At 66.0% G+C, this 12,545-nt stretch carries 12 protein-coding genes; 2 read left to right on the forward strand and 10 right to left on the reverse strand.

From position 1 onward, the window contains the following. Window positions 1-44: 44 nt before the first annotated feature. The 8 genes from ATJ78_RS02020 to ATJ78_RS02055 all read right to left on the reverse strand — a co-directional run bounded on the left by ATJ78_RS02020 (window position 45) and on the right by ATJ78_RS02055 (window position 7,624). Window positions 45-800 carry an ABC transporter ATP-binding protein gene (locus tag ATJ78_RS02020; RefSeq protein ID WP_098406072.1) on the reverse strand — a complete coding sequence of 252 codons (756 nt, stop codon included), beginning with the start codon at window positions 798-800 and terminating at the stop codon, window positions 45-47. Further along, window positions 797-1,591, reverse strand: a complete 795-nt coding sequence (locus tag ATJ78_RS02025; RefSeq protein WP_098406073.1) for an ATP-binding cassette domain-containing protein — start codon at window positions 1,589-1,591, stop codon at window positions 797-799. The genes ATJ78_RS02020 and ATJ78_RS02025 overlap by 4 nt, the downstream gene beginning before the upstream one ends. Then, entirely contained in the window at window positions 1,588-2,469 is an 882-nt protein-coding gene (locus ATJ78_RS02030) for an ABC transporter permease (protein WP_098406074.1), read from the reverse strand. Before ATJ78_RS02030 ends, ATJ78_RS02025 begins: the two co-directional genes overlap by 4 nt. Beyond that, a complete protein-coding gene (locus ATJ78_RS02035) occupies window positions 2,466-3,428 on the reverse strand; it encodes an ABC transporter permease (RefSeq protein WP_098406075.1) in 963 nt (320 codons plus the stop codon). The genes ATJ78_RS02030 and ATJ78_RS02035 overlap by 4 nt, the downstream gene beginning before the upstream one ends. Window positions 3,429-3,439: 11 nt before the next feature. Continuing rightward, entirely contained in the window at window positions 3,440-4,933 is a 1,494-nt protein-coding gene (locus ATJ78_RS02040; protein ID WP_098406076.1) for an ABC transporter substrate-binding protein, read from the reverse strand. Continuing rightward, entirely contained in the window at window positions 4,930-5,664 is a 735-nt protein-coding gene (locus ATJ78_RS02045; RefSeq protein WP_098406077.1) for a DUF1684 domain-containing protein, read from the reverse strand. The genes ATJ78_RS02040 and ATJ78_RS02045 overlap by 4 nt, the downstream gene beginning before the upstream one ends. Window positions 5,665-5,763: 99 nt before the next feature. Further along, the gene (locus ATJ78_RS02050) at window positions 5,764-6,612 is read right to left on the reverse strand and encodes an NAD-dependent epimerase/dehydratase family protein (protein WP_098406078.1); all 849 of its coding nucleotides are present in this window, start codon (window positions 6,610-6,612) and stop codon (window positions 5,764-5,766) included. Window positions 6,613-6,742: 130 nt separating this feature from the next. After that, complete coding sequence (locus ATJ78_RS02055; RefSeq protein WP_098406079.1) at window positions 6,743-7,624, reverse strand: DUF4232 domain-containing protein; 882 nt, start codon at window positions 7,622-7,624, stop codon at window positions 6,743-6,745. A gap of 565 nt (window positions 7,625-8,189) precedes the next feature. On the opposite strand from ATJ78_RS02055, the gene ATJ78_RS02060 reads away from it, so the two are divergent. Then, window positions 8,190-8,543 (forward strand): hypothetical protein, encoded by a 354-nt coding sequence (locus tag ATJ78_RS02060; RefSeq protein ID WP_098406080.1) that lies wholly within the window; start codon window positions 8,190-8,192, stop codon window positions 8,541-8,543. A 117-nt stretch (window positions 8,544-8,660) separates the two neighbouring features. Beyond that, a complete protein-coding gene (locus tag ATJ78_RS02065; protein WP_098409157.1) occupies window positions 8,661-9,554 on the forward strand; it encodes a ribonuclease Z in 894 nt (297 codons plus the stop codon). Between the two features lie 3 nt (window positions 9,555-9,557). Here the strand turns inward: ATJ78_RS02065 and ATJ78_RS02070 are convergent, their stop codons facing one another. Together ATJ78_RS02070 and ATJ78_RS02075 are read right to left on the reverse strand one after the other, a co-directional pair. Further along, window positions 9,558-10,463, reverse strand: coding sequence for a serine hydrolase (locus ATJ78_RS02070; protein WP_098406081.1), 906 nt, complete (start codon window positions 10,461-10,463; stop codon window positions 9,558-9,560). An 89-nt stretch (window positions 10,464-10,552) separates the two neighbouring features. Next, window positions 10,553-12,532, reverse strand: a complete 1,980-nt coding sequence (locus ATJ78_RS02075; RefSeq protein WP_098406082.1) for a M13 family metallopeptidase — start codon at window positions 12,530-12,532, stop codon at window positions 10,553-10,555. Window positions 12,533-12,545 lie beyond the last annotated feature (13 nt).

Consider the following 12,545-nt stretch of genomic DNA (forward strand, 5'->3'; position numbering starts at 1 on the left):
CGTACGCGAGTCTCGGCACGCGCGAGTGGCGATGCCCGGTGGCGTTACGGCAGACGCGGGATGGACGCGACGAGGCTGCGCGCGTAATCGGTGCCAGGGTTCGACAGGATGCTGCTGGTCGCAGCGTGCTCGACGATACGGCCGTCTTTCAGCACGACCGTGCTCTCGCACAGCGCCGCGACGCTCGTGAGGTCGTGCGACACCATGAGCAGCGCGAGTCCCGTCTCGCGACGCAGGCGCTGCAGCACCTCGATCACCTGGATGCGCGTCGTCACGTCGAGCGCACTGACCGGCTCATCGGCCAGCAGCACCTTCGGGCGGCACACGATCGCCCGAGCGATGGCGATGCGCTGACGCTGCCCTCCCGAGAACTCGTGCGGAAAGCGTCGCAGCACATCGCGCTCCAGACCGACGGATGCCAGAGCGTCGACCACGCGCTCGCGCGCGGTGTCACCCGACGCGATGTCGAGCGAACGCAGGGGCTCGGCCACGATGCGGTCGATGCGCTGCCTCGGGTCGAGCGACGAGTACGGATCTTGAAAGACCGTCTGCACCGACGATCGGAAGCGCCGCATGAGGCTGCGGTCGCGCCGGGCGAGCGGTGCGCCGTCGAACAGCACCTCCCCGCTCGTCGGGGCGATGAGTCCGAGCAGAAGCGACAGGACCGTCGACTTGCCCGCCCCGGACTCCCCCACAAGTCCGATGCTCTCGCCCGCGTCGATCGAGAACGACACGTCGTCGACGACGGTCCGCGCTCGCCCGTAGGCGAACGAGGTGCCGCGAAGCTCGAGAAGGCTCATGCGTCGCCCCCATCGAGCGTGCGATCAAGAGCACGAGCGCTCTCGACGAGCCGCTGCGTGTACTCGTGCCGTGGCGCGTCGATGACCTCGCGCACGGGACCGGATTCGACCGCGACGCCCCGGCGCAGAACCGTGACGCGCTGCGCCATGCGCGACACGACGGCGAGATCGTGGCTGATGAACAGCAGCGCCATGTCGCGCTCGGCGACCAGGCGATCGAGCAGGTCGAGCACCTCGTTCTGCACGGTCACGTCGAGCGCGGTCGTCGGTTCGTCGGCAATCAGCAGACGGGGATGCGCCGCAAGCGCGATGGCGATCGCGACGCGTTGGCGCTGGCCGCCCGAGAGCTCGTGGGGGAACGCACGCGCCGCCCGCTCGTCGGGCAGCGACACGGTGACGAGCGCATCGTGCACCGCGGCCGACAGCTCGCGCCCGCGGAGGCCGCGGTGCCTGGCGATGGGCTCTGCGATCTGCTTTCCCACTCGCATGAGCGGGTCGAGTGCTGTGAGCGGCTCTTGAAAGACGATGGATGCTGCCGGCCCACGCAGTGGGCGCAGCGCGCGGTCTGTCGCGCCGACGATCTGCTGACCGTCGAGCAGCACGGAGCCGTGCGCCGTGAGACCCGCGTCGAGAAGACCCGTGATCGCGAGCGACGTGACGGACTTGCCCGACCCCGATTCTCCGATGAGGCCGACGCGTTCACCAGCATCCACCGTGAACGAGAGGTCGCTCACCAGGGCGTCGCCGTCACGCGTGCGAACGCTCAGCCCCGACACCTCGAGAAAACTCATGAGCGCCTCCTCGTCGGGTCGGCGACGTCGCGCAGTCCGTCGGCGATGAAGTTGACGCCGAGCACGAGCACGACGAGGGCGATGCCGGGCGCGATCGCTCCGACGGGCGCGCTCATGACGGTGCCCTGCGCCTCTTGCAGCATCCGCCCCCACGACGCGTTCGGCGGTGGCGTGCCGAGTCCGAGGTACGACAGGCTCGCTTCGGCGAGCACGGCGATGCCGAACTGCAGCGCAAGGTTGACGCCGAGCATGGGCGCGATGTTCGGCAGAATGTGGCCGCCCACGACGCCGGGCCAGCGCGTTCCGCTCGTGCGCGACGCCGTGATGTATTGCTCACCGAGCACGCGCCGGGCGAGAATGCGTACGAGCCGCGCCACGACGGCGGACTGCGCGAGTCCGATCGCGAGGATGGCCGACCACAGCGACGCTCCCTGCACGGCGACCACGAGCATCGCCAGCAGCAGCACGGGGAACGCGATGATCACGTCGAGCGCCGCCGAAAGCGTGTCGTCGAGCCACGGCCACGCGAACGCGGCGATGAGCCCGATGATGAGGCCGAGCACCGCGGCGATGGCGACTGCGCCTGCGCCGACGACAAGGGCGATGCGTGCGCCGATCATGAGCTGCGTCATGAGGTCGCGCCCGAGCTTGTCTGTGCCGAGCCAGTGCGCGTCGCTCGGCCCTTCGAGGCGGGTTCCACTCGTGTCCGCCTGGGCATACGGCAGCCAGAACAGAGAGGTCAGGGCAAGAAGAGCGATGGATGCTGTCAGCACGATGCCGATCACCAGCACGGTGCGGCGGCCGCGGCGCCCTCTGCGGCGCGCTGTCGCCGCAGCATCCTGAACCTCCGTGACCTGCACGGGTGCCGTGTCGCTCATCGGTTGCCCGAGACGCTCAACCGCAGACGCGGATCGACGAGGCGCTGCACGATGTCGGCCGCGAAGCCGACGAGCAGCACGAACAGCGTGCTGACGACGAGGATGCCTTGAATGTTGGGGTAATCGTGCTGAGCGATGGCGTCGATGAGCATGTTGCCGAGGCCAGGCAGCGTGAATACGCTCTCGACCACGACGGCGCCGAGCAGAGTCGTCGAGAGTTCGATGCCGAGAATCGCGATCACGGGAACCGAGCCGTTGCGCAGCCCGTGCCACCACAGCGCCTGCGCCATGCTGGCGCCGCCCGCGCGCGCCGTGCGCAGATAGCCGCTGCCGACGACATCGAGCGTCGCCGCGCGCACGTAGCGGGTGAGCGATGCGCTCATGACCACGGCGATCGTGATGACCGGAAGCGTCAAGGCGGTGAGCGCCTCACCTGGAGTCTCCCAGTCATCGCGCGGAAACCCTCCTGCGGGCAGTGCCCCGAGCTGCAGCGCGAAGATCCAGACGAGAATGATGCCGACCCAGAAGACGGGAATCGCGATACCGAGCTGCGCGAAGCCCGACAGGACGGTGCCGTACCAGCGGTCGGACCCGACCGCGGCGGCGACGCCTGCGACGAGCGCGATCACGAGGGCGAGCAGAAACCCGAGCACCGTGAGCGGAACGGTCACCTGGAGCCGCGCGAGCACCTCGGGCAGCACCGGGAGTCCGCTGATGTACGACTCGCCAAGGTCGAAGCGCACCATGTCGCCCGCCCACCGCGCGAACTGCTCGGCGAGCGGACGGTCGCTGCCCACTTGAGCACGCGCGGCCGCGATCTGCTCGGGCGTCGCGTTCACGCTCAGCAGCGCGTTCGCGGGGTCACCGGGCAGCAGCCTGAGCAGCACGAAGATCACGACCAGTGCGACGACGAGCGACAGCACCAAGAACGCGAAGCGGCGGATCAGGTACGCAAGCATGCCCTGCGAACTTACTCCTTGACGATGTCGTACGCGTAAAACTGTGAGTTGAGGCCGTTGACCGGGTAGCCCGACACGTCGCTCGAGGCGACGACGATCTGCGGGTAGAGGTACAGCCAGACGCTCGCGGCATCCTCGGCGATCTGCTTGTTCACCTTGGTCAGCAGCTCGGTCTGCTCGTCTGTGGTCTTCGCCTGCTCGGCCTCGGCCACCCACTTCTGAACCTGGGCGTTGTCGTAGCCCCAGTAGAAGTCGGGGTTGCCGTACCAGACGACGTCACGGTCGTTCACGTGCTCTTGCAGCGTCGCCTCGAAGTCACGGTCCTGGAATACCTTCGTGTACCACTCGTCTGCCGTGATCACGTTGATGTTGACGGTGATGCCGACCTTCGCGAGCTCGGACTTGAGAAACTCGGCGACGGCGGGGTGCGGATCGTAGTTCGGGGTGTCGAGGGTGAAGCTGAAGCCGTCGGCGTAGCCCGCCTCGGCAAGGAGATCCTTCGCGAGGTCGACGTCGTACGGGTTCACGTCTGTGAGGTCCACGTACCAGGGATCGGTCGGGGGCACCATCGAGCCGATCAGCTGGCCGTAGTCACCCCAGATCGAGTTGAGCAGCTTCTCGCGGTCGATCGCCGAGTACACGGCCTTGCGCACGAGCCTGTCGTTGAACGGCTCGAGGCGGTCGTTGAAGGCAAGCAGCTCCTTCGTCGTCGACGACCCGTTGTTCACGACGTAGTCGTCATTGCCCTCGAACTGGCTCAGCGCGTCAGGGCTCTGCACGCTCGTGATGATGTCGATCTGCCCGCTGATAAGCGCATTGTTCTGCGACGTCGCGTCTGTGTAGTAGTGGAAGACCACCTCGGCGTTCTTCGCGGCATCCCCCCAGTAGTCGTCCCAGCGCGTGAGGCTCAGCGTGCTGCCGCGTTTCCACTCGTCGAGCGTGTAGGGACCGGTGCCGTCTTCGCTCGTCTTGAGGTCGGTCGCGGCGTCATTGACGATCCAGATGTAGCTGAGGTTGTAGATGAACGAGATCGAGCGCTGGCTCAACGTGAAAACCACGGTGGTGTCGTCGGGTGTCTCGATCGACTCGATCACGTCAAAGCTCGACTTGCGGGCCGACTGCGAGTCCTCAGCCGTGACGGCCTCGATGCTGGACTTCACATCGACAGATGTCAGCGGGTCGCCCGAGTGAAATTCGACGTCGTCGCGCAGCGTGATTGTGTAGGTCAGACCGTCGTCGCTCACCTCGTCGTCGGCGGCGAGCAGCGGCTCGACCTCTCCGTCATCGGTGAGCTTGTAGAGCCCCTCGTAGACATTGCCGCTCAGCGCCTCGGTGACGCCCTGGCCTCCGCCGCCCGTGTTACTGAGGTTCTGCGGCTCGTACAGCGACCCGATGTTGATGGTGGCGTCGGCGCCGCCCGCGTCGTCGGCAGATCCTGACGAGCAGCCGGTCAGCACAAGGGCTGCAGCGGCGATCGTAGCGGCGAGGGTGAGCTGTCGTTTCACTGAGTTCTCCACGTGATGTTCTTCTCGCCCGCGGTCACGGGCACGGCAAAGCGGTTCTGCGGCGGCGGCATCGGGCAGTTGTACTGGTCCGAGAACCCGCACGGCGGCACGAAGGCGCGGTTGAAGTCGAGCGTCACGGTGCCCGCGTCGCCAAAGCCTCCGCCGTCGGTGCGCTGCACAAAGAGAAAGCGTCCGGCAGCGTAGGTGCCGTCATCAGCCTCTGCGCCGTTCGTCGGGTCTCCGAAGACCAGCAGCAGCACGCCACCGTCATCGAATGCAGCGAACGTGTAGCGCGTGCCGTCGCGAGAGAACGTGATGTCGCCTGGCACGACGAGATCACGCGTGCCCCCGTTGTCGCGGATGTGCTCGAACGGCACGGTGCGACCAGCGCCGACGGGCGTAAACTGCGCCTCGATCACCCACGCGGGGTCGTAGTCGAAAGCGGCGATCCCCTGGAATGCGTGAATCGCAGGCGACTCGGCGTTCCAGAACCGCAGCCCGTGCTGCGTCGCGCCCGTATCGATGTCTGTGCGCGTCAGGGACGTGACAGTGACGGATGCTGGCGAGGCAGCGGCTTCGGCGGCGATGTCGGGCTGCTCGCCTCCGGGCGGGAGCCACCGCGTCTCTACGAGAGCAAGGTTTCCGGTCGATGCGGTGACGGCGCGCTGTCGCTCGTCGCGCCAGGCAGCGTGCTCGGCGGCAGCGTTCACGGCAGGGAGGTGTGAGGGCATCGTACTTCCGATTATCTGGGGAAAGTTGACGGCACGGCGAATCGCAGCGTCACGAAACTCAACGAGTTTGCGGATGGCGGTATTCCGCGGCGCCTACGCTCAGGCTCGGTCGATGAGGTCGAACGGACCGTCGCGCCACGTGGGGTGCTCGGGCACCCAGCCCAGCTTGGCTGCGAGCGCATTCGTACTCGCACGGCCACGCGATCGCACGCTCAGCTCGGTCTCGCCTCCGCCAGCTGCCCACACGAGCTCAGGCGCCCACTCGTCGGCGTCGGCCGGGTCATCATCGACGATGTTCACGATGCCGTGAGGCCAGTCGAGCGCCTGAACGACGGCTCTCACCGCGTCATCGGCATGCACGAACGACGTGTGCCGCACGGTCGCGACGACGACGCCGTCTTCTGCGCGCTCGTATGCTCGCCCGCCGCGCCAGAACCATGTGCCGCGTCCGTACAGCATTCCCATGCGCAGCACGACGCCGTTCTCGAGTCCGAGCACCGCATGCTCGAGCGACTCCACGGCGGGGAACAGGCTCTCGTCGGAGTCGGGATCGCGCGCGATTGCCACCGATTCGTCGCCTGGCTCAGTATCCGGCTCCCCCACCCAGGCGATGCTCTCGGCGACCATGCGCGTCACCCCGGCGCGCTCGGCCGCGGACACGAGGTTGCGCGTTCCGACGATACGCACCTGTGCGTTGCTGGCGAAGTCTTCCGTTGCGAGATCGGTCAGCAGGTGCACGATCGCGTCGGGGTCGGCCTGGTCAACGACGGCATCAACGGATGCTGCGTCGCGAGCATCCATCACCACGCCCTCAGCTCCTGCCGCCGTTGCCGGCACCAGTCTGTCGATGCTGCGGCTCGTCGCAATGACGTCGTGGCCTGCCGCTGTCAGGAGCGGAACGACTCGTGAGCCGATCACTCCCGTTCCCCCGGCGACCAAGATCCTCATGCCACTATTGTCTCCCGCTCGCCCGACAAGAGTCCACCATCATTAGCGCCGGCGCTACCCGTGACCGATGCGTCGTCGGCGACTTTCTGCTCGCCGTGCGTCTGCCACGTTCCCACCATTGACCGGCCTGTCAGCTGCCTGGCAGTACAGCGGCTTGCCAAGCGGTCACGCGCACGGTCGCGCCGGAGATGATATCCAACGAGATCTCCCAGGAGAGCCGCTCTTCTCCCGGGAGCACGGCGATCCACAGGCTGCGGGCGGCGAGCTGCCCGTGCACCGAGTTCGCATCCCACCCGATCACGGCTGAGGCCGACTCGCTCGGTTCGAGGGTGATCGGCGATGCCCCTGGGTCCTCGGCCATGAACGAGCCGCCGTGCTCGACAGTCGCGTCGAGAAGGTGCTCGTTCTGGTCTCCGTAGGCGATGTCTGGATACCCCTCGACGACGCACGGCTCCTCGGAGACGTTCACAAGCGACAGGGACTGCCCTCGGTGCCCCGTAGCGGCATCCGGCGCCGGCGCCAAGATCGTCGTGTTTGCCGACGTGCACGCATCTGCGGCCAGACAGCCTTCGGAGGGCGCCACGGTCGGCACCGGTTCGCCAGCCGCGGAGGGATCCGGGGCAGCCGCTCCTTCCGGATCGGCCTGCGCCTGCGTTGCCGCCTCTTTCTCGCGCAGCTGCTCTTGTGTCGCACTGTGGCCGGCCTCGGCCGCGAACGGAAGACTGATCAGCGCAACGACTGCAGTCAGGGAAACGGCGCCAGTCGACCTCCTCATTCGGGCGGGGTGGCGCGAAGGCTTCAAGCCCGTCTCCTGATCTCGTCCCGACTTCACCCATACGAGCGCCGGGACCCATCCCACCAGGACCGCCCACCACGTCGTCAGGGGCGTCGCGCCCATCGTACCGATGGCGCCGCGAACCCCGATGTCGCCGACCCAGACGACGAAATTCCCAAGATCGAGGACAGCGCCGATGGCGAAGGCGGTCAGAACCGCGGCGAGCCAGTCGGCCACGAAAGCTACAGCACCTGCCGAGAACCTGGAGGCGAGTACCCGCGAACCCGGCGACGAGCACGACCGCCATCAGCACCTGTACGATGACGATCCACAGAACCGGGCTGCCGAAGACTCCGCGCACCATGGGGGAGGGCACCAGCCGAGCGAGAGTGGCCATGCTTCCGCCTGCCGAGTACAGAAGGTGCGGCACCCAGCCGCAGAAGAACCACAGGACGGCGAGGACGCCTCCGCCGATCAGACCACGCCGCATCGCACTCCCCGGATCAGCACCGCCCACACACGGATGCCTCGACCCTATCGTCACGATCTCCGCGCCCGCTTGCCGAGACTCCGTCCGCGAGTTTCGAATAATTGTTGTCGTTGAAAGGCGTCGAAACCTCGTTACGTTGGACGTGAGAGCGTCACCAACGCCCTGCTCCGGCTTCTGTGGAAGGACCGTCTGATTTCTCGAACACCCAAGCTTTCTTTCGTGGTATTTCTTGCGCTGACTCTCAGCGCATGTTCCACGAGTGGGGTCGGTGACCAGGCTTCTTCGGCCACCGGCGGAACGATCGAGTTGGCGGTGTCGGAGACTTGCGTTGAGGGCTCGAGCCCCGAGTGCATTTCAGTCAACGGCACGAATGTCTTGCTCCCCTCCGAATTTGACCAAGCTGGTGTTGCGGATGCCACTGTCGTCGAAGACACGGAACAGAGCGCGGTCGACGTGACATTCAATGAAGACGGAGCCGTGATCTTTCATTCGCTTTCGAAAGAAGCAGCTCGAGCCGGCGACGAAGCGCGCCTCGTTATAAAGATCGGTGACGAGGTATTAACTGCCGTCATGGTGATGCAAGCCATGGAGAGCGACCACGTACAGCTCGGTCTTTCCCCCGACGACAACGCACAGGAGATCGTGGACCTCATTCAGCACGGCTGAGCCCGTGCCCGGGCCCCGAGTGCCTCTACCTGGCGACGCGTTCAGCATCGTTGTCGTCCCGGCGCTACCCTTGACCTATGCGTCGCCCGCTATCCATCACCGCGAGGTCTGCGCGTGGTGCGTGAGCTTGTTGTTCTCGGAACGTCGTCGCACCTTCCCACGCGAGCCCGCAACCACAATGGCTACCTGCTGCTGTGGGACGGCGACGGCTATCTGTTCGATCCAGGCGAAGGAACCCAGCGCCAGATGACCTTCGCGGGTATCTCGGCGTCGAAGATCACGCACATCTGCCTCACACACGTTCATGGCGATCACAGTTACGGTCTTCCCGGCGTGATCTCGCGGCTCGCCGCCGACGGCGTTGAGCACACCGTTCAACTGCACTATCCCGCGAGCGGCGAAGCCTTCGTGCGTGCGCTTGTCGGCGTCTCGGCGCCGCTGTCGACTCTTCAGCTCGTGCCCCACGGCAGCGCAGGGCAGATCGCCTCCCATTTGAGCGTCGCACCGCTGCACCACCGTGTCGAGACCTTCGGCTACCGGCTCACCGAGCCCGACGACCGCACATTTCTGCCGGCGAAGCTCGCAGCTGCCGGTATCAGCGGTTTCGATGTCGGCAAGCTGCGCCGCGAGGGATCGCTCAACGGCGTTGACCTCGACGATGTAAGCGTTCCGCGGTCGGGCCAGAGCTTCGCCTTCATCATGGACACGGCGCCCTGCCCCGGGGCCGAGGATCTGGCGGACGGCACCGACATGCTCGTGAGCGAGTGCACATTTGCCGACGAAGAATCGGATCTTGCGCGCGACTACCTCCACATGACGGCAGGCCAAGCAGGCGATCTTGCGCACCGCGCGCGGGCACGACACCTCGTTCTCACGCACTTTTCGTCACGCTATGCGGACACAGCACATCTCGTCGCTCAGGCTCAAGCGCGTGCCCCGCACTCGCGTGTGACAGCCGCGAACGATCTCGACCGGTTCGCAATGCCGCGGCGACGTACGACGGCCGTGTAGCGCTCAGTGCACGTACTCGAGCAGGTCGCTACCAACCGCACGCATGCCGTCGACCACCGCGAGCCGCGTCAGAAGATCGGTGTCGGTGAACGACGTCGCGACCGCGTAGGCGACACCCGAACGCGGCCCGCGGAGCACACCGGCCTCGGCACGGACGCCGGGAGCAGAACCGGTCTTATTGAAGAGCGTGAGGCCGTGCGTGCCGCTGCGATGTGCGAGCGGATCGAGGCCGAACGCCGAGGCGACGAGCGAGAGGTCCATGTTGAGCGAGAGCCAGTCGACAACGCGCTGGCTCGCCGCCGGACTGATCGCCTCTCCCCTCGCGAACTCGGCGAAGAGCCACGTGAGCTCCTTCATGGACCCGACCGAGAGGTGCGGAGCGTCGTCGGGACCTCGGTGATCACGGGCGAGATCGAGCAGCGCCGTTCGCCTGAGGCCGAGATGCTCAGCGCGCAGCCGAACGGCGTCGAGACCGATCTGCCTCAGGAGCACGTTCATGGCGAGGTGGTCGTTCGACGCGGCGACGAGCGCGGCGAGATCGGCGATCGGCAGCGACGGTGCTTGAAGGTGCTGCCACAGGCCAGCATCCCCCACTTGGTCCTGCGTCTCACGATCGAGGATCATGAGTGATTCGAAGGCAGGGTCGTCAAGCCGCGCTGCAACATCGGCGAGCAGCAGCGAGGTGCCGATGCCCGCCGTCGGCATCACGATGTAATCGTCGATCGAGAAGAGTTCTCGTCCACTCGCCAGGTCGATCGCGCGTGCGGACACCTGCACGCCATTGCGGGCGAGCAGAGCAAGTGACCGGAAGCCCGATGCGAACGTGTCGGCCGGCTCATCAGAGCGGTGTCGTGCCCGTCTCGCACTGGGACGCACCCGGCGACCGGGCTCACGTGTGGGGGATGCCACGGACCACGTCCTCCTTCAGACCGGAATTCATCAACCGGCACTCCGACGTCGCGTTCCCCCGCGTTCTCGCACCGTCGGCGTAGACGGTTCTACCAGATCGTGACGCGCTGCTCCGGGTCGAGCCAGAGCGCATCACCCTTCTGGACTCCAAAGGTAGTGTAGAACTCGTTGAGATTCCTCACAATCTGGTTGCACCGGAACTCGTTGGGCGAGTGCGGGTCGATCGCGAGCAGGCGGATCGTCTCGGCATCGCGGCCTTTCTGACGCCACGCCTGCGCCCACGACAGGAAAAATCGCTCGGCTCCCGTCAGCCCATCAATGACCGCCGAGTCCTGCCCGTCGAGCGAAATCAGGTACGCCTTCCAGGCGATGCCGAGCCCGCCGAGATCACCGATGTTCTCGCCGATGGTGAGAGCGCCGTTCACGTGATGGTCGGGCACCTGCTGGGGTGCGAGCGCGTTGTACTGCTCGATGAGCGAGCCCGTGCGCTTCTCGAACGCCTCCCGATCAGCATCCGTCCACCAGTCGATGAGACGGCCATCGCCATCGAAGCGTGAACCCTGATCGTCGAAGCCGTGGCCGAGCTCGTGCCCGATCACGGCGCCGATTGCGCCGTAGTTGGCCGCAGCATCCCGTGACGCATCAAAGAACGGGAACTGCAGGATCGCCGCGGGGAAGACGATCTCGTTGAACCCGGGGTTGTAGTAGGCGTTGACGGTCTGCGGCGTCATGAACCACTCGTCACGATCGAGCGGCTTGCCGATCTTCGACACCTCACGGTGCAGCTCGAACCGGTTGGCGCGGTGCACGTTGCCAATGAGGTCGGCCGGATCGATCTCAAGCGTCGTGTAGTCACGCCATTTCACGGGGTAGCCGATCTTCGGTGTGAACTTCGCCAGCTTGTCGAGAGCCCGTTCGCGCGTCTCGGGACTCATCCAGTCGAGCGTGGAGATCGACTGCCGGTAAGCCTCGATCAGGTTCGCGACGAGCTCGTCCATGGCCGTCTTCGCCTCGGGCGGGAAGTGCCGTTCGATGTAGACACGGCCGACAGCTTCGCCCATGGCGCCCTCGACCAGCGAGACGCCGCGCTTCCAGCGTTCGCGCTGCTCGGGCGTGCCCGTGATGGTGCGGCCGTAGAAGTCGAAGTTCTCGCTGACGAAGTCATCGGTGAGATAGGGCGCGGCGTCGTGCAGCACCTTCCACGCCAGCCAGTCCTTCCACGCGTCGAGCTTCTCGTCGACGAGCAGAGGGCCGAGACCCTCGAGGTACGACGGCTGCATGACGACGATCTCGGCAAGCGCGTCGTCCGGCATGTCGAGCGCGTTCTTCCACGGCGACATGTCGACGCCCTTGATCAGGCCGAGGGCGTCCTCGCCCGAATACAGGTTGTACGTCTTCTGGGCGTCGCGCGTCGCGACGTTGTCCCAGTGCTGCGCGGCCAGCTCGGTCTCGAGGTCGAACACGCGCTGAGCGCGCGCGGCAGCGTCGTCGAGCCCGCCGAGCCCGAACATGCGCTGCAGGTGCTCAAGGTACGCCGAGCGGATCTCCGCGAACTTCTCGTCGCGGTAGTAGCTCTCGTCTGGAAGCGTGATGCCACCCTGAACCATGAACATCACGTACCGCTCTGGGTTTCCCGGGTCGTTGTCGACGCCCATGCCGACAAAGCCGCCGAGTCCGTCGTTCTCGAGCGTTCCGATCGTCTCGAGCAGTTCGGCGATCGACGAGACGGCGGATGCTGCACGCAGCTGCTCTGCGACGGGCTCGACGCCCAGCTCGGCAATGCGCTCGGTGTTCATGAAGCTCGCGTAGAGGTCGCCGACCTTGCGGGCCTCTGCCGCAGCATCCGTGTCGTCGAAGACGCCCTTCTGTGCATCGAGGATGATCTGCTGAACGTTCTTCTCAGCGGTCTCGGCGAGCTGGTGGAACGTGCCCCACCTGGCCTTGTCGCCCGGGATCTCTGTGTTGTCGATCCACGTGCCGTTGACGTGCCTGAACAAATCGTCTTGAGCGCGGATGTCGGCACTGAGGCCGTCAATTTCGATACCGGAGTTCAGAACACCATCAGTCATGCACCCAGCCTAA

The organism is Paramicrobacterium agarici (genome assembly GCF_002563955.1).
Taxonomy (GTDB): Bacteria; Actinomycetota; Actinomycetes; order Actinomycetales; family Microbacteriaceae; genus Paramicrobacterium; species Paramicrobacterium agarici.

Bases quoted from the DNA above. Each gene is read 5' to 3' on its own strand.
- ATJ78_RS02025 (WP_098406073.1), bottom strand. From the start codon at position 1,591: ATGAGTTTTCTCGAGGTGTCGGGGCTGAGCGTTCGCACGCGTGACGGC.
- ATJ78_RS02045 (WP_098406077.1), bottom strand. From the start codon at position 5,664: ATGCCCTCACACCTCCCTGCCGTGAACGCTGCCGCCGAGCACGCTGCC.
- ATJ78_RS02030 (WP_098406074.1), bottom strand. From the start codon at position 2,469: ATGAGCGACACGGCACCCGTGCAGGTCACGGAGGTTCAGGATGCTGCG.
- ATJ78_RS02075 (WP_098406082.1), bottom strand. From the start codon at position 12,532: ATGACTGATGGTGTTCTGAACTCCGGTATCGAAATTGACGGCCTCAGT.
- ATJ78_RS02020 (WP_098406072.1), bottom strand. From the start codon at position 800: ATGAGCCTTCTCGAGCTTCGCGGCACCTCGTTCGCCTACGGGCGAGCG.
- ATJ78_RS02050 (WP_098406078.1), bottom strand. From the start codon at position 6,612: ATGAGGATCTTGGTCGCCGGGGGAACGGGAGTGATCGGCTCACGAGTC.
- ATJ78_RS02035 (WP_098406075.1), bottom strand. From the start codon at position 3,428: ATGCTTGCGTACCTGATCCGCCGCTTCGCGTTCTTGGTGCTGTCGCTC.